General features: G+C 68.4%; 16 protein-coding genes. 9 read left to right on the forward strand and 7 right to left on the reverse strand.

The window, feature by feature from the left end:
* Nucleotides 1-14 precede the first annotated feature (14 nt).
* The 6 genes from ACQ4L4_RS27480 to ACQ4L4_RS27505 form a co-directional block, all read right to left on the reverse strand.
* The gene (locus ACQ4L4_RS27480) at nt 15-1,550 is read right to left on the reverse strand and encodes a TolC family protein (protein WP_431101954.1); all 1,536 of its coding nucleotides are present in this window, start codon (nt 1,548-1,550) and stop codon (nt 15-17) included.
* Complete coding sequence (locus ACQ4L4_RS27485; RefSeq protein ID WP_431101955.1) at nt 1,547-2,497, reverse strand: efflux RND transporter periplasmic adaptor subunit; 951 nt, start codon at nt 2,495-2,497, stop codon at nt 1,547-1,549. Before ACQ4L4_RS27485 ends, ACQ4L4_RS27480 begins: the two co-directional genes overlap by 4 nt.
* A gap of 97 nt (nt 2,498-2,594) precedes the next feature.
* Nucleotides 2,595-2,813, reverse strand: a complete 219-nt coding sequence (locus tag ACQ4L4_RS27490) for a DUF1656 domain-containing protein (protein WP_377157221.1) — start codon at nt 2,811-2,813, stop codon at nt 2,595-2,597.
* Complete coding sequence (locus ACQ4L4_RS27495; RefSeq protein ID WP_431101956.1) at nt 2,810-5,203, reverse strand: FUSC family protein; 2,394 nt, start codon at nt 5,201-5,203, stop codon at nt 2,810-2,812. Before ACQ4L4_RS27495 ends, ACQ4L4_RS27490 begins: the two co-directional genes overlap by 4 nt.
* 25 nt (nt 5,204-5,228) lie before the next feature.
* Entirely contained in the window at nt 5,229-5,735 is a 507-nt protein-coding gene (locus ACQ4L4_RS27500; RefSeq protein ID WP_377157219.1) for a MarR family winged helix-turn-helix transcriptional regulator, read from the reverse strand.
* Nucleotides 5,736-6,005: 270 nt separating this feature from the next.
* Nucleotides 6,006-7,364 carry an MFS transporter gene (locus ACQ4L4_RS27505; RefSeq protein ID WP_377157218.1) on the reverse strand — a complete coding sequence of 453 codons (1,359 nt, stop codon included), beginning with the start codon at nt 7,362-7,364 and terminating at the stop codon, nt 6,006-6,008.
* A gap of 308 nt (nt 7,365-7,672) precedes the next feature.
* Here ACQ4L4_RS27505 and cyoA point away from each other — a divergent pair, with 308 nt between their 5' ends.
* The 9 genes from cyoA to ACQ4L4_RS27550 all read left to right on the forward strand — a co-directional run bounded on the left by cyoA (nt 7,673) and on the right by ACQ4L4_RS27550 (nt 15,257).
* On the forward strand, nt 7,673-8,656 hold the full coding sequence (gene cyoA, locus ACQ4L4_RS27510) for a ubiquinol oxidase subunit II (RefSeq protein ID WP_431101957.1): 984 nt from the start codon (nt 7,673-7,675) through the stop codon (nt 8,654-8,656).
* 65 nt (nt 8,657-8,721) lie between these two features.
* Nucleotides 8,722-10,716: a cytochrome o ubiquinol oxidase subunit I gene (gene cyoB, locus ACQ4L4_RS27515; protein WP_431101958.1), complete on the forward strand. Its 1,995-nt coding sequence runs from the start codon at nt 8,722-8,724 to the stop codon at nt 10,714-10,716.
* A 38-nt stretch (nt 10,717-10,754) separates the two neighbouring features.
* The gene (gene cyoC / locus ACQ4L4_RS27520; RefSeq protein WP_431105026.1) at nt 10,755-11,363 is read left to right on the forward strand and encodes a cytochrome o ubiquinol oxidase subunit III; all 609 of its coding nucleotides are present in this window, start codon (nt 10,755-10,757) and stop codon (nt 11,361-11,363) included.
* Nucleotides 11,360-11,782, forward strand: coding sequence for a cytochrome o ubiquinol oxidase subunit IV (gene cyoD, locus ACQ4L4_RS27525; RefSeq protein WP_431101959.1), 423 nt, complete (start codon nt 11,360-11,362; stop codon nt 11,780-11,782). Before cyoC ends, cyoD begins: the two co-directional genes overlap by 4 nt.
* Nucleotides 11,782-12,540: an SURF1 family protein gene (locus tag ACQ4L4_RS27530; protein ID WP_431101960.1), complete on the forward strand. Its 759-nt coding sequence runs from the start codon at nt 11,782-11,784 to the stop codon at nt 12,538-12,540. Before cyoD ends, ACQ4L4_RS27530 begins: the two co-directional genes overlap by 1 nt.
* Nucleotides 12,541-12,550: 10 nt before the next feature.
* Complete coding sequence (locus ACQ4L4_RS27535) at nt 12,551-13,960, forward strand: ATP-binding protein (protein WP_431101961.1); 1,410 nt, start codon at nt 12,551-12,553, stop codon at nt 13,958-13,960.
* Nucleotides 13,947-14,519 carry a response regulator transcription factor gene (locus tag ACQ4L4_RS27540; protein ID WP_431101962.1) on the forward strand — a complete coding sequence of 191 codons (573 nt, stop codon included), beginning with the start codon at nt 13,947-13,949 and terminating at the stop codon, nt 14,517-14,519. Before ACQ4L4_RS27535 ends, ACQ4L4_RS27540 begins: the two co-directional genes overlap by 14 nt.
* 87 nt (nt 14,520-14,606) lie before the next feature.
* The gene (locus ACQ4L4_RS27545) at nt 14,607-14,897 is read left to right on the forward strand and encodes a nucleotidyltransferase family protein (protein WP_431101963.1); all 291 of its coding nucleotides are present in this window, start codon (nt 14,607-14,609) and stop codon (nt 14,895-14,897) included.
* 63 nt (nt 14,898-14,960) lie between these two features.
* On the forward strand, nt 14,961-15,257 hold the full coding sequence (locus ACQ4L4_RS27550; protein WP_431101964.1) for a HepT-like ribonuclease domain-containing protein: 297 nt from the start codon (nt 14,961-14,963) through the stop codon (nt 15,255-15,257).
* An 88-nt stretch (nt 15,258-15,345) separates the two neighbouring features.
* Here ACQ4L4_RS27550 and ACQ4L4_RS27555 read toward each other — a convergent pair whose 3' ends face one another.
* Entirely contained in the window at nt 15,346-15,813 is a 468-nt protein-coding gene (locus ACQ4L4_RS27555; RefSeq protein ID WP_377157203.1) for a glycine zipper 2TM domain-containing protein, read from the reverse strand.
* Nucleotides 15,814-15,986 lie beyond the last annotated feature (173 nt).

The following is a 15,986-nucleotide window of genomic DNA, read 5'->3' on the forward strand; positions in this document are numbered from 1 at the left end:
CCGCCTTTTTTTCGTCAGCGCGCGGCGTGCACCGGCGCGTCGGGCCGTTCCTCGTTCGACTCCCAGCCGCCGCCCAAGGCGAGGAACAGCTGGACCTGCTCGTCGATCAGCGTGGCCTCGGAGGCGGCCAGCGCGGCATCGCTCGCGGCGAGCGCGCGCTCGGCGTCCAGCGCGTCGAGATAGGCGACCTTGCCGCCCTGGTACAGGCGCCGGGCCTGTCCGGCGACGATCGCGGCCTCGTCGCGCGAGGCCTGCAGCGCCGCGCGGCGGTCCAGCTCGCGGGCGTACTGGTTGAGGGCGGTCTCGGTCTCGCGCAGCGCGTTCAGCACCGTGCCGTCGAAACGGGCCGCGGCCTGGCGCGTGCCGGCCTCGGCCTGCGCGATCCGCGCGTCGGCGACGCCGTTGTTGGGCAAGGTCCACGAGATCAGCGGTCCGAGGCTCCAGCTCAGCGTGTCGCTCTTTCCGAAGCCCGCGAGCGTGCCCGCCGAGCCGGCCGACAAGCCCAGGCTGATCTTCGGATAGCGGTCCGCGATCGCGACGCCGATGCGCGCCGTCGCTGCATGCAGCTCGCGCTCGGCCTGACGGATGTCGGGACGGCGGCGCAGCAGCGCGGCACCGTCGCCGACGGGGATCGTGCCGGTCACCTGCGGCGCGACGTGGCAGTCGGCCAACTCGCGCGGGAAGTCCTCGGGCAGTTCGCCGGTCAAGGTCGCGAGGCGGTACAGCGCCGACTGCCGCTGAGCCAGCAACGGCGGCAGCGCCGCCCGCAGTTGCTGGAGCTGGCTGCGGGCGCGCGCCGCGTCGATCTCGCCGACACGGCCGGCGCGCTGCAGACGCTCGGTGACATCGATCGCCTCGCGTTGCAGATCGACCGAATGCTGCGCGGATGTGAGCCGCTGACCGGTCGCGCAGGCTTCCGCATACGCGCGCGCCGTGCCCGCCGCCACGTTGACCTTCACGAGGTCGAGCGCGGCCGAGGCCGCCTCGGTGCTCGCATGCGAGGACTCGATCGCGCGGCGGATCTGGCCGAACAGGTCGAGCTGGTACGAGAGGCCCACACCCGCGCTGTAGCGGTAGGCGTCGGGCGGCACGTAGTCCTTCCTGAGCATCGACAGGCCGGACGGGTGACCGTAGCTCGGACCACCGTTGACGCTGACGGTCGGCTTCTCGCCGCCGGCGACTTCGGACTCGAGGGCCTGGACGCGTTCCAGGTTCGCGACCGCCTGGCGCAGGTCGGTGTTGCGCGCGAGGGCGCGTTCCACCAGACCGTCCAGCCTGGGGTCCTGGAACAGGCGCCACCAATGCGGCGGCAGCGGTGCCGCGTCGAAGGGGACCGGCGTCGCCGCCGTCCGATCCGCGCCGGCATCGGCGCTCGCCATCTTCGCGGCGTCCGCGGCGCGTGCCTGTTCAAGGAAGGGCGCCGATGCGCGCGGCTTCATCACGACGGCGTCGGCGGGCACCCGATAGTCCGGTCCCTTCGGCGTGGTGGAGCACGCCGCCAACGCTGCGGCGGCGATCACCGCCAGCAGCGGTCTCATCACGACGCTCATGACTTCAACTCCGCCTTTGCTGTCGAGCCCGCCGTTGCCGCGGCGGTTGCCGTTGCCGAGCCCTTGGCCGTCGTGCCGGAGATCACCTGCACCGTCACTGTCTGACCGGCGACGAGCCGCTCCCCCGCCGGCAGCGGATCGAGCTTCACCCGCACCGGCACGCGCTGCGGCAGCCGCACCCAGTTGAAGGTCGGGTTCACGCTGGGCAGCAGGTTGGCGCTGGTGCTGCGGTCGCGGTCGGCGATGCCGGCGGAGAGGCTCTCCACGCGGCCCGTCAGCGCGCGGCTCGCGCCCATCGGCTTGACCTCGACGGCGTCGCCGACGTGGATGCGCGGCAGCTTGGTTTCCTCGAAGTAGCCCTCGACGTACAGCGAGCCCGCATCCACGAGCGCGAGCACCGCATGCCCGGCGGTCGCGTAGGCGCCCTGGCGCAGGTCGAAGTTGGTGATGGTGCCGGCGGACGGCGCGCGGATCTCGGCGCGCGCCAGATTGAGTTTGGCGCTGTCGACGGCCACCTCGGCCTGTGCGACGGCGGCGCGCGCCTGCTCGGCGCGGCTGCGGGTCTGCTCACTCGCTTCCTGCGAGACCAGCGTGCCGAGTCCCTTGTTGCGATCGGCCTCGCGCAGCGCCTGCGCCAGCACGACCTTCTGCGCCGACAGCTGCGCCTGCGATTGCCGCAGCGCCAGCTCGTAGCGCGCGCGGTCGACCTCGAACAGCAGCGCGCCGGCGGCCACCTGCTGGTTGTCCTGCACCGGCACGGCGGTGACGAGGCCGGACACATCGGGTGCGATCTGCACGACGTTGGCGCGCACGCGGCCGTCGCGTGTCCAGGGCTGGAGCTCGTAATGGTCCCAGAGCTTGCCGGCCGCCCACAGGGCGCCGCCGACCGCCGCCAGGGTGACCACCATCGAGATCGCGCGGCGCAGGGGGAAGGAAGAAGGCTTCATGTCGTGGCGTCCAGGTTTCCGGAATCGTTCATGCGTTGATCGGTCGACCGGTCATGCGGAGAGGTCGCTCGTTGAAGACGGCAGGTCGTCGGCGTCGTCATCCCGGCCCGTGCAGCACGCGCAGCGAGGCGACGCTCAGGGCCCACAGCAGCAGCACGTAGACCGCGAGGTCGAACAGCGCCGGATGCCAGATCCAGCGGTATGCGCCGGCCCATGCGAGCAGTCGCCGCACGGCGGACAGCGCGAGCAGCGCCAGCGCCGCGAGCGGCATCAGCCAGGGCAGGTAGAGCCCGAAGAAATCCACTGCGCCGGTCATGCCGGGTTCTCCTTGTTCAGATCGCTCGAGTGGCTCGAGTCGGTCGTGTCGATCGGTTCGCTCTCGTCGGTCGACTCCATCTCATTGGTCGGCTCCATCTCATCGGTGGGGCCGACCTCTGCTGATCGATCCGGCCCCTCGGGGGAAACGATCGCGTCGACGGGCAGTCGCGGCTCCGGCGCCTGCGGGAACAGGTTGCGACGCAAGCCCGTCAACGCGCTGGCGGCGGGGATCGCTTCGGCCGGCAGCGACCGGGAAGTGGGGTACACCTCGACGAGACGCGCGAGCGCCGTGTCCAGCCGTTCCAGCAGAAGGGCGGGCGGCGATGCGATCGCGTCGGCGTCACCGGCGATGCGCGCGCGCTGCCAGTTGCCGATCGCCGTCAGCAAGGGCTGCAGCGGCAGCGTCGACTCGCCCGGCAACTGGCCGCGCGCGCCTTGGAGCGCCACCAGGTCGGCGCCGACGCGCAGGTCGTGCAGCGCATCGTCGGTCGGGACGCCCGGTACCGAGCCGCCCGCCTGCGCCACGCGCGGCGCCAGCAGCGCGATGCGGTCCAGCATGCGCAGCAGGTAGGCCTGCGCGCGGCCGGCGGAACGCGGCAGGCGGGCCAGGTCGTCGAGCTCGCGCCAGGTTGCGCGCTGGATGCGGCGGGCGCTCCAGTCCGCGCCGACGGAGCGCATCAGCCGCGCGACCCGCGCCGCGACGAAGACGCCGGCCAGTTGCCCCGACATCGAATTCAGGAAGCTCGTCAGATCCGCCTGCGCGGTGTCGTGCATCACCAGCGTGCCGATCACGCCGAACAGGAAGGGCAATGCGGCGCCGAAGGTCGACGGCCGGCCGACGTACGCGCCGACGATCAGGAACATCGGCGCGCAGACGGCCATCAGCGTCCACATGTCCTGTACCAGCGGCAGCAGCACCAGCACGTAGAGCGCGCCGAAGGGCATCGACAGCACGGTCCAGTGGAGGAAGCCGTTGATGGCCGGCACCGGGTCGTCCATCGCCGCGAAGAAGCAGCAGAAGATCGCCGCCATCATCGCGGCGGCCGCGCCCATCGGCCAGCCGGTGAGGATCCAGAACGCGCAGCAGACCAGGATCGCGATCAGCGCGGCCGCGCCGGACCACAACGCCATGCCCATGTCCCGGTGGAGCTTGGGACCGCGCAGCGCCGGCGCGGGCCGCGAGGGCATGGCTTCGCCCGAGAGGCCGCGGTCGATGTCCGCGCGCAGCTGCATGCAATGCAACCAGCCGTTGAGCAGTTCGCCCAGCCGTTCCGCCAGCGCGACGCGCAGCAATCGCGCCCAGGGATCGTCGGCCAGACGGCTGCGCGGCGCGTCGCCGGTCAGCGCGGCGAGTTGCGCGCGCAGGGCGGGGAGCCGGGCTTCGGCCTCCGCGGCCGGCAAGGCGAGCCAGGGCCCGATCGCGCCGAGCATCGCGCGTATGTCATCGGGAAGGGCATCCCGCCGGCCGTGATCGGCCTCGGTGCCGGTCTCGGCGCCGGGATCGACGTCGCTTTGCGTGCGCGTGGCATGAGCCTCCAGGGCCTGCAGCCGGTCTTCCACGCCCGCCAGCATCGGCGTCAGCGCGGCGACGCCGTCCTGCATCGCCTGCACGGCATCGGCGGTCCAGCGCAAGTGGCTGGTGTCGAAGGGAATGTGGATCGACAGCAGCCGCAACTGCGTGATGTCGCTGGCGACGCGGCGGCGGTCGGCGCCGCCGTCGCGGCGCGCCGCGATGTCGGTCAGCCAGGTGCGTGTGTCGCCGAGCGTGCGATCCAGCAGACCCAGCACCGAGGTCGACAGGCTGTTGGGCAGCACCAGGCTGTGTACCAGCGTGGCGGCCAGCACGCCCAGGCCGATCTCCTCGAGGCGCGCGACGGCGGTGTCGAAGATCGCCAGCGGAGTGTCCACCGACGGGAAGCCGATGAGCGCCGCCGTGTAGCCCGCCAGCATGAAGGCATAGGCGCGCGGCGTGCGATCGCGCAACGACAGGCACAGGCAGCCCGCCACCCACAGCGCGAGTGCCAGGCTCAGCAGTTCCGGCGCGTTGGCGAAGCGAGGCACGAGCAGCACCGCCGCCGCGCCGCCGACCAGCGTGCCGATGAAGCGGAACAGGCCTTTCGAACGCACCGCGCCCGCCAGCGGATTGGCGACGACGTAGGCGGTCATCAGCGCCCAGAACGGCCGGGGCTGGCCGGCCCAACTCGCCAGGAACACCGCCAGCATCGCGGCGGCGAAGGCCTTGAACGAGAAGAGCCACTCGGCGACGGTGAAGCCGGGCCGCAGCAGGGCCGGCAGCTGAGGAAGCCTCATCGGAGGCAGCGCGCGCAGCGACGGCGGTCGCCATGCGGGGCGACGCAGGGTGGGGAAGGAAAGGGCGGGGAACTTCATGACCGAGGGGCTGCGGAAGTCGGCCTCACTTGCGCCGCGGCGGCACGATCGCCTTCGGCGCGCCGACGCGCTCGGACAGCGTGGCGAAGACGCGCAGCGCGGCTTCGATGTCGGCGTCCGGGATGCCCTCGTACAGCGCGTTGCGCAGGTCGCGCAGCGTGTCCTCGATCTGCTCGCAGGCGTCCGCGCCCAAGGCGGTCAGGTGTAGCGTCTTGGCGCGACGGTCGTCGGGATCCTCGTGGCGCTCGATGAAGCCGCCGGTGATCAGCTGGTCCACCGAACGCGTCAGCGACGGGCCCTCGATGCTCAGCAGCGTCGCCAGCTCGCCCTGCCGCAAGCCGTCGCCGCGCCGGCCGATCATCACCAGAGGCCAGGCCAGCGCCTGCGACAGCCCCACGTGCGCCATGGCCAGGTTGGCCTTCGCGCGGTACGCCCGCTCCAGCACGGGCAGCGTCATGCCGATCGACATCAGCGCGGTCTCGCGCGCGGTGCGCGTCAAGGTGCGAGGGGGCTTGGAGTTCGAGGACGTCATGACCGTGATTCTAATTAGGTAGCTTGCTATCTAATTAAGTAGGGTCATTCCGGTCGATCGATCGGTCGGTCGGTCGGTCGGTCGGTCGGTCGGTCGGTCGCACCCGGCTCGCACGGGCGAGCGCGATGCGCGAGGGCGATGCGCGTCGGGCGAGGGGCAAAGGAAAACGGCCGATCTCCCGATCGGCCGTTGCTTTTTCGCGTCGCGGGCTGTCAAGCCCGTGTAGCGACTTTGGGCGTCAGGCGCGCAAGGCGTCGGACGCGCCGGGGGTCAATCCTTGTCTTTCATCGTCAGCATGCGGTTGGTCCGCAGCGCCACCAGCGTGACGATGGAGCCCGACAGCAGGTAGGCGGTGACCGCCCAGAGCCCGAACTTCGCTGAGAGCCCCAGCGCCACCAGCGGGGCGAAGGCCGCGCCGATGATCCAGGCCAGGTCCGAGGTCAGTGCCGCGCCCGTGTAGCGGAAGTGGGGCAGGAAGTTGGACGTCACCGCGCCCGAGGACTGGCCGTACGACAGCCCCAGCAGCACGAAGCCGACCAGGATGAAGATGTTCTGGCCCATGGTCCCGCTGTCCAGCAGGATCGGGGCGAACAGGCTGAAGATGCCGATCGTCGTGGCCAGCATGCCCAGCGTGCTGCGCCGGCCGATCCGGTCGGCGATCAGCCCGGAGATGGGCATCGCCCCCGCCGCCAGCAGGGCGCCGATGATCTGCACGACCAGGAACTGGGTGACGTTCTGGTCCCCGTACAGCATCACCCACGACAGCGGGAACACCGTGACGATGTGGAACAGCGCATAGCTGGCCAGCGCCGCGAACGCGCCGATGAACAGGGTGGCGCCCTGCTTCTCGAACAGCTCGTCGACGTCGCAGGGGTCGAGCTCATGCTCCTCGAGGTTCTTCTCGTACTCGTGCGTCACGACCAGGCGCAGTCGTGCGAACAGCGCCACGACGTTGATCGCGAACGCGGCGAAGAACGGGAAACGCCAGCCCCAGCTCAGGAAGTCGATGGTCGCCAGGCTGCTCCACAGGTAGGCGTAGAGCGCCGCGGCGATCAGGAAGCCGATCGGCGCGCCGAGCTGCCCCAGCATCGCGTACCAGCCGCGCCGGCCTTCGGGGGCGTTCAGCGCCAGCAGCGAGGGCAGGCCGTCCCAGGAGCCGCCCAGGGCCAGGCCTTGACCGATCCGGCACAGCGCCAGCAGGCCGATGGCCGCGCCGCCCCAGGTGTTGAACCCGGGCAGGACGGCGATCGTGCAGGTCGAGATCCCCAGCAGGAACAGCGCCACCGTCAGCTTCACGCTGCGGCCGAAGCGCCGCTGGATCTCCATGCCGACCAGCGTGCCGATCGGGCGCACCACGAAGGCCAGCGCCAGCAGCGCGAAGGCGTACAGCGTCCCTTCCAGCCGCTCCATGTGCGGGAAGAAGATCGACGGGAACACCAGCACCGAGGCGATGCCGTAGACGAAGAAGTCGAAGTACTCCGACGCCCGCCCGATCACCACGCCCACCGCGATGTCGCCCGGGGCGACCGCGTCCTGTTCCTCTTTCGTCGCCACCCCGCTGCCTCGCGGCAGCGGCTGCCCCACGGTCGCGAGGTGTTGCCCGGCTGTCGGAAGGGTGCTGCTGTTCATACGTCTCCTACCTGGGACAAAATGTCCAATAGTTAGCTTTGGTCAATCGGGCAAAATCTGCGCCCGGCGTGCAACGGTCGACAAGTGTCGTTTTCCCCTTTATCGCTTTCCCTTCGGAAGAAACCCCACCAGGTTTCCGCTGACGGGGAACCCGAGGCGAGGAAGGGGGTTCCGCGTGAACTACGCCTGATGGTCTGCTGAGTCCCATGTACCTCAAAGCATCTGCAAAAACAAGTCCCGCCGGCCCCATCCGGTCACTGGCCCGTCTCGGGCTGCTGGCTCTGGCGCTGCCCCTCACCGCCTGCAACATGGTCGTGATGAAACCTTCGGGCGACATCGCGAACCAGCAGGCGCAGCTCATCGTCGCATCGACGCTGCTGATGCTGCTGATCATCGTCCCGGTGATCATCCTCACGCTGGTCTTCGCCTTCCGCTACCGCGCGTCCAACACCCAGGCGACCTACTCGCCGGAGTGGGACCATTCGACCCGTCTGGAACTGATCATCTGGGGCGCGCCGCTGCTGATCATCATCGCGCTGGGCGCGATGACCTGGATCAGCACCCACAAGCTGGACCCCTTCCGCCCGCTGGAACGTCTGGACGCGCAGCGCCCGATCCCCGCCGGTGTCGAGCCGCTGAACGTCGAGGTCGTGGCGCTGGACTGGAAGTGGCTGTTCATCTATCCGGACCAGGGCGTGGCGACCGTCAATGAACTGGTCGCGCCGGTGGATCGCCCGATCCACTTCAAGATCAGTTCGTCGACCGTGATGAACGCGTTCTACGTGCCCGCCATGGCCGGCATGATCTACGCGATGCCCGGCATGCAGAGCCAGCTGCACGCGGTGATCAACAAGCCCGGCGTGTACGACGGCTTCTCCGCCAACTTCAGCGGCGACGGCTTCTCGCACATGCGCTTCAAGTTCCACGGCCTGTCCAACGACGAGTTCGCCGCCTGGGTCGAGCGCAACAAGGCCGACGGCGTCGCGCTGACCAAGGAGCTGTACCTCGATCTCGAGAAGCCCTCCGAGCGCCAGCCGGTGCGCCGCTATTCGAGCGTCGCCCCCGGCCTGTTCGACGCGGTCGTCAATCGCTGCGTCGACGGTTCCAAGATGTGCATGGGCCAGATGATGGCCATCGACGCCGCCGGCGGCGGCGGCAAGGGCGCCATCGACGGCCTGGCCAGCAAGCCCTGGAGCAACGAGCAGAAGCGGATCTTCGTGGCCGCGCTGTGCACGCCTGACAACGCGGGGCAGTACGCCTCGCAATGGCAGGCCTCGGCCACCCGTAACTGACCGGCTTCCCGGTGCGTTCGCTGTGACCAGCCGCGCCGGGATCGCAAGCACAACAGAGATCCAAGATGATTGACGTTCAAAAGCTCATCTTCGGGCGCCTCAGCCTGGAGGCGCTTCCGCTGCACGAGCCGATCCTGATCGGCACCTTCGCCATGGTTGCGCTGGGCGGCCTCGTCCTCCTCGCGCTGATGACGAAGTTCCGCCTCTGGGGCCCCTTCTGGCGCGACTGGGTGACCAGCATCGACCACAAGAAGATCGGCATCATGTACATCGTGCTGGGCCTGGTCATGCTGCTGCGCGGCTTCGCCGACGCGCTCATGATGCGCGCGCAGCAGGCCATCGCCTTCGGCGACCAGCTGGGCTTCCTGCCCCCGCACCACTACGACCAGGTCTTCACCGCCCACGGCGTGATCATGATCTTCTTCGTGGCGATGCCGCTGATCACGGGCTTCATGAACTACGTCGTGCCGCTGCAGATCGGCGCGCGCGACGTGGCCTTCCCGTTCCTGAACAACTTCAGCTTCTGGATGACCACCGGCGGCGCCGTGCTGTGCATGGCCTCGCTGTTCGTCGGCGAATTCGCGCGCACCGGCTGGCTGGCCTATCCGCCGCTGTCGGGGCTGCTCGCCAGTCCGGGCGTGGGGGTGGACTACTACATCTGGTCGCTGCAGGTCGCGGGGGTCGGCACCACGCTCTCGGGCATCAACCTGATCGCGACCATCATCAAGATGCGCGCGCCGGGCATGACCATGATGAAGATGCCGGTCTTCACCTGGACCTCGCTGTGCTCGAACATCCTGATCGTGGCCTCGTTCCCGATCCTGACCGCGGCCCTGGCGCTGCTGTCGCTGGACCGTTACGTCGGCACCAACTTCTTCACGACCGATCTTGGCGGCAACGCCATGATGTACATCAACCTGATCTGGATCTGGGGCCACCCCGAGGTCTACATCCTGGTGCTGCCGGCCTTCGGCATCTTCTCTGAAGTCGTCTCGACCTTCAGCCAGAAGAAGCTGTTCGGCTACGCGTCGATGGTCTACGCGACGGTCGTGATCACGATCCTGTCCTACCTGGTGTGGCTGCACCACTTCTTCACGATGGGATCGGGGGCCAGCGTCAACTCGTTCTTCGGCATCACGACGATGATCATCTCGATCCCGACGGGCGCGAAGATCTTCAACTGGCTGTTCACGATGTACCGCGGCCGCATCAAGTTCGAGGTCCCGATGTACTGGACCGTCGGCTTCATGGTCACCTTCGTGATCGGCGGCATGACGGGCGTGCTGCTGGCGGTGCCGCCGGCCGACTTCGTGCTGCACAACTCGCTGTTCCTGATCGCCCACTTCCACAACGTGATCATCGGCGGCGTGCTGTTCGGCCTGCTGGCGGGCATCTCGTTCTGGTTCCCGAAGGCCTTCGGCTACAAGCTGGATCCGTTCTGGGGCAAGTGCTCGTTCTGGTTCTGGCAGATCGGCTTCTTCGTCGCCTTCACGCCGCTGTACGTGCTCGGCCTGATGGGCGTGACGCGCCGCATGAGCCACTTCGACGATCCGTCGTTCCAGATCTGGTTCCAGATCGCCGCCTTCGGCGCGCTGCTGATCGCGGCCGGCATCGGCAGCTTCCTGATCCAGCTGGTGGTGAGCTACTTCAAGCGCGACCAGCTGCGCGACTTCGACGGCGATCCGTGGCAGGGCCGCACGCTGGAGTGGTCGACCTCGTCGCCGCCGCCGCAGTACAACTTCGCGTTCACGCCGGTGGTCCACGACCACGACGCGTGGCACGACATGAAGACCCGCGGACACCAGCGTCCGGTCGCCGGCTTCAAGGAGATCCACATGCCGAAGAACACCGGCGCCGGCGTGATCCTGGCCGGCCTGTCGACGCTGTTCGGCTTCGCCCTGATCTGGCACATGTGGCTGGTGGCGGGTGTCGCCTTCGCGGTGACCGTCATCGCGGCGATCGTCCATACCTTCAACTACAAGCGTGACTACTACATCCCCGCGGATGAAGTGGCCCGCACGGAAGAAGCCCGCACCAAGGTGCTGGCCGCCCAGGCCTGATTGCGCAGCGAGCGAACTCCAACATGCAAGCAACGACCATGACGAACAACACCGGCACGCCGGTGTTCTACGACAACGGCGACCACCACCCGCAGCACGGCACGCTCCTCGGGTTCTGGATCTACCTGATGAGCGACTGCCTCATCTTCGCGGTGCTGTTCGCGACGTATGCGGTCCTGGGCCGCAGCTACGCGGCCGGCCCGTCGGGCGCCGACCTCTTCGACCTGCCGCTGGTGGCGCTGAACACCGGTTTCCTGCTGCTGTCTTCGATCACCTATGGCTTCGCCATGATCAAGATGCTGGGCAACAAGAAGACCGGCACGCTGGCCTGGCTGGCGATCACCGGCGTGCTCGGCCTGTGCTTCCTGGCGGTGGAACTCTATGAGTTCGCGCACCTGATCCACGAAGGCGCGGGTCCGCAGCGCAGCGCGTTCCTCTCCTCGTTCTTCACGCTGGTCGGCACGCACGGCCTGCACGTCACCTTCGGCTGCATCTGGCTGGTGACGCTGATGATCCAGGTCTCCAAGCTGGGCCTGACCAAGGAGAACAAGCGCCGCCTGATCTGCCTGTCGATGTTCTGGCACTTCCTGGACGTGATCTGGATCGGTGTCTTCACCTTCGTTTATCTGATGGGAGTGCTGCCGTGAGCAACAACCACCAAGACCACGGCCAGGGGCATGACGCCCATGGCCACGATCAGGGCCATGGCGGCCACGGCCACGATGATCACGAGGACGTCGGCTACCACGCCACCGTCAAGGGCTACCTGATCGGCTTCATCCTGTCGCTGATCCTGACGGCGATCCCGTTCTTCCTGGTGATGACCAAGTCGATCTCGTCGTCGGCGGCGATGGGCATCGTGCTGCTGGGCTTCGCGGTCGTGCAGATCGTGGTCCACATGGTCTATTTCCTGCACATGAACTCGAAGGTCGAGGGCGGCTGGTCCATGCTGTCGCTGATCTTCACGATCGCCGTCGTGGTGATCATGCTGGCCGGCTCGATCTGGGTGATGTTCCACCTGAACAGCAACATGATGCCGGTCCACGACATGCGCAACATGCCCTGATGACGGCGTTCCCTCCGGAACCGCAGCGGCCGCGCCGCGGCATCGCCTTCTGGGCGTTGCTGCTGGGCGCGGCCCTTTCGTTTGCGGTCTTCGTGGCGCTCGGCGTCTGGCAGGTGCAGCGGCTGGCGTGGAAGGAAGACCTGATCGCGCGGCTGGACAAGCGCCTGGCCGCCGCGCCCGAGCGCGCGCCCGGCGCGGACCGCTGGGACGCGATCACCAAGGTCGACGACGAATACCGCAAGGTCGCGCTCACCGGCACCTTCGACCATTCGCGCGAGACGCTGGTCGGCGCGAGCACCGAGCTCGGCACCGGTTACTGGGTGCTGACGCCGCTGCGCACCGAGCGCGGCGACTGGGTGCTGGTGAACCGCGGCTTCGTGCCGCCGGAATTCAAGACCCGCGCGTCGCGCACGGCGTCGGAGACGCAGGGCGAGGACCGCGTCATCGGCCTGCTGCGCCTGAGCGAGCCGGGCGGCAGCCTGCTGCGCAGGAACGTGCCGGCGGAGGACCGCTGGTACTCGCGCGATGTCGACGCGATCGCCAAGGCGCGCAAGGTCGTCGAGGGGCCGGTGGCACCGTACTTCGTCGACGCCGCCGCGGCGGACGACCAGACCCAGTGGCCGCGCGGCGGGCTGACGGTGGTGCGCTTCAACAACCACCACCTGCAGTACGCGCTGACGTGGTTCGCCATGGCGGCGATGCTCGCGGGCGTGGGCCTCTGGCTGTGGCGCGCGGAGCGCCGCCGCACGGCGGACTGAGGCCGCCACCATGCCGCTGAGCCGTCCCGATCCGGACGACGACCACCCCGACGACAGCCGCTACCTGGACGGCGCGGCCGGGACGCTGGGCATCGCGGACTCGTCCGGCGAGGGCGCGCTGCAGGCCGGCCGCAACAACCTGCAGCAGCTGGTGCAGCTGCGCTGGCTGGCGGCGGCGGGGCAGTTCGGCACGGTGCTGTCGGTGCAGTTCGCGCTGCACATCCGGCTGCCGATGCCGGAGATGCTGACGCTGCTGGCGATCCTGGTGCTGTTCAACGTCGCCTGCTGGCTGCGCACGCGCTGGGTGCCGAGCGTGCGCAACGCCGAGCTCTTCGCCGGCCTGCTCGTCGACATCGCGGTGCTGAGCGGCCAGCTGTACTACAGCGGCGGCGTCACGAATCCCTTCATCTTCCTGTTCCTGCTGCAGATCGCGGTGGGCGCGGTGCTGCTGCCTTCCCGCTACATCTGGTTCACGGTGGCGGTGACGGGCGGCTGCTTCGTCGCGCTGACGCAGTGGCACCTGCCGCTGCTGGTGCCGGACATGGAAGGGCTGGCCCTGCCGCCGCACTACATCGGCGGCCTGCTGATCTGCTTCGCGATCAACGCGGCGCTGCTGGTGATCTTCATCCAGCGCATCGGACGCAACCTGCGCCAGCGCGACGCGCGCCTGGCCGACCTGCGCCAGCGCGCCGCCGAGGAGGAGCACATCGTCCGCATGGGCCTGCTCGCCTCGGGCGCGGCGCACGAGCTCGGCACGCCTTTGGCGACGCTGTCGGTGATCCTGGGCGACTGGTCGCGGATGGCGCCGTTCGCCGGCGATCCGGAGCTGCGCGAGGAGATCGAGGAAATGCAGATCCAGCTGCGCCGCTGCAAGGCGATCGTCAGCGGGATCCTGATGTCGGCGGGCGAGCTGCGCGGCGAGGCGCCGGTGGTGACCACGCTGCAGGTCTTCCTCGACGACCTGACGGAGCACTGGCGCGCGACGCGGCCGCATCACGGCCTGGCCTACCTGCCGGCGCCGGACCTGCCGAAGGTGCGCATCGTGTCGGACGTCGGGCTCAAGCAGATGATCGACAACGTGCTGGACAACGCGCTCGAGGCCGCGCCGGGCCGGCCGGTGACGCTGCGTGCGCTCGCCCAGGACGGCGAGCTGGTGCTGCAGGTGAGCGACCGCGGCGCGGGCTTCCTGCCCGAGATGCTGGAGCGCTTCGGCAAGCCCTATCAATCGAGCAAGGGCCGCGCGGGCGGCGGGCTGGGGCTGTTCCTCGCGCTGAACGTGGTGCGCTCGCTGGGCGGGAAGCTGCAGGCGCGCAACCGGCTGGCGGAGGAGGGCGGCGGCGCCGAGGTGGAAATCCGAATGCCCCTGTCCGCGCTGGCGCCCCTTGGACTCCCCGACAATGCCGTCCATGACGCCGGATGACCTGGACACCGATACCGACCGCCTGCTGCTGATCGTCGAGGACGACGACGCGTTCGCGCGGACGCTGTCGCGCTCGTTCGAACGCCGCGGTTACCAGGTGCTGCGCGCGACGAGCGCCGAGCAGGTGCAGAAGCTGCTGACCGATCGCGGACCGGAGGAAGCGCCGGAGTACGCGGTTGTCGACCTGAAGCTCGCAGGCGGCGGTTCGGGCCTGGCGTGCGTGCAGACCTTGCATGAGCACGATCCGGAGATGGTGATCGTGGTGTTGACCGGCTACGCGAGCATCGCGACGGCGGTGGAGGCGATCAAGCTCGGCGCGCGGCACTACCTGGCCAAGCCGGCGAACACCGACGACATCGAGGCCGCGTTCGCGCGCGCGCAGGGCGATGCCGAGGTCGAGGTCACCGACCGCGCGACCACGTCCATCAAGACGCTGGAGTGGGAACACATCCACGAGACGCTGGCGGCGACGGACTTCAACATCTCGGAAACCGCGCGTCGGCTGGGCATGCACCGGCGCACGCTGGCGCGCAAGCTCGAGAAGCAGCGGGTGAAGTGATTCCGCAACACCGCTCGTTTTGAGCGCGTCGGAGCGGCCTTATCCTTTTCTGACTGCGGTGAGCTTTCCGCAGCGAAAGGAGCATGAATGAGGCCCTCTGAAGCACTCGCTCTGAAGCGAGACCAATTGGGTGCGATCGTGGCCCGATATCCCACCACCAACCTGCGTGTGTACGGCTCGGTGGTGCATGGCAAGGATCAGGACAACGAGGAACTGGACTTGTTGGTGGACGCGCTGCCCGGGGCGTCGCTGTTCGATCTCGGGGGACTCTACCTCGACCTCGAAGAGGCATTGGGCGTTCCCGTGTGCCTGCTGACGCCGCCTGAAGTGCCGATCAAATATCGCAGCCAGGTTCTCGCGGAGGCGCGACCCGTATGAGCAGGTTCAGCTTGGTCGACCATTTGGAGCACATGGAGGAAGCCGCGAGCTTTGCGTGCAGCCATGTGGACGGACTCGGCAAGGCCGACTTTCTGGCAGAGAAGAAAACGCAACACGCGGTGCTTTTCAATCTCCTGGTGTTGGGAAGAAGCCGCTGCGAGGCTGCTGGCGGAGCATGAGGCGTTTCTCGCCGCCAATGCACACGTGCCGTGGCGCCTCATGAGGGGCTTGCGAAATCGGATTGCCCACCGCGCCATCGACATCAACATCCACTTGATCTGGGACACGGTGGATGTCCGTCTGGTCGATCTGTTGAGGCAATTGCCTGCAGTGCGGGTGGCTGCAATCAACCAAGGCTGACCAGGGGCTCCAGAAACGCAAGAAGGGACCGCGAGGCCCCTTCGTTGTCGTCCTGCCGAGCGCAACATGCGCTCGCTGGCGCAGCCGCTCAGTTCGTGCGCGTCGCCTGCGGCGCGCGCATCACGCGCGACTTGCCGCCGGTGGTGACGATGATCACCGGCTCGCCGGAGGCGAAGTTCTCGTTGCCCTGCGCCTGGACGATCGCGCGGCGTTCGCCGTTGCGCAGCTGCAGCAGGATCTCGACAGCCTGTTCCTTCGTCGTGCTGCGCTCCACGGCGTTGCCCAGCGCCGCGCCAGCCACCGCGCCCAGCACACCGACGATCACGCCTTCCCGGCTGCCGCCGACGCTGCCGCCGGCCACGCCACCCGCCACCGCGCCCGCGACGGCGCCGACGCCGCTCTGCGAGCCGTCCACCGTCACCGGCCGCCAGGACAGCACCGTGGCGTCCTGCACCTGCGACAGACGCTGCGCGTCGCCGCGCTGGATCACGTCGGGATTCGTCGTCGTGCAGGCGGCCAGGGCCACCACCATCGTGGCAATCAGCAGCTTCTTCATCTCAGTTCTCCAAATCGATGCACCGGCCAACGAACATCTGTGACCTTCCGTTGACCAGGCAACAAGTCTTTACCTCGCGGGCATGGGACATGCCGTCCGCAACAGGGCATGGAGTGACTCTACAGGAGTCGGCTTTGGTGCCTCTTAAGCGCTTGCGAACGACTGCAACGGCA

The organism is Roseateles noduli, from assembly GCF_050626985.1.
Classification (GTDB): Bacteria; Pseudomonadota; Gammaproteobacteria; order Burkholderiales; family Burkholderiaceae_C; genus Roseateles; species Roseateles noduli_A.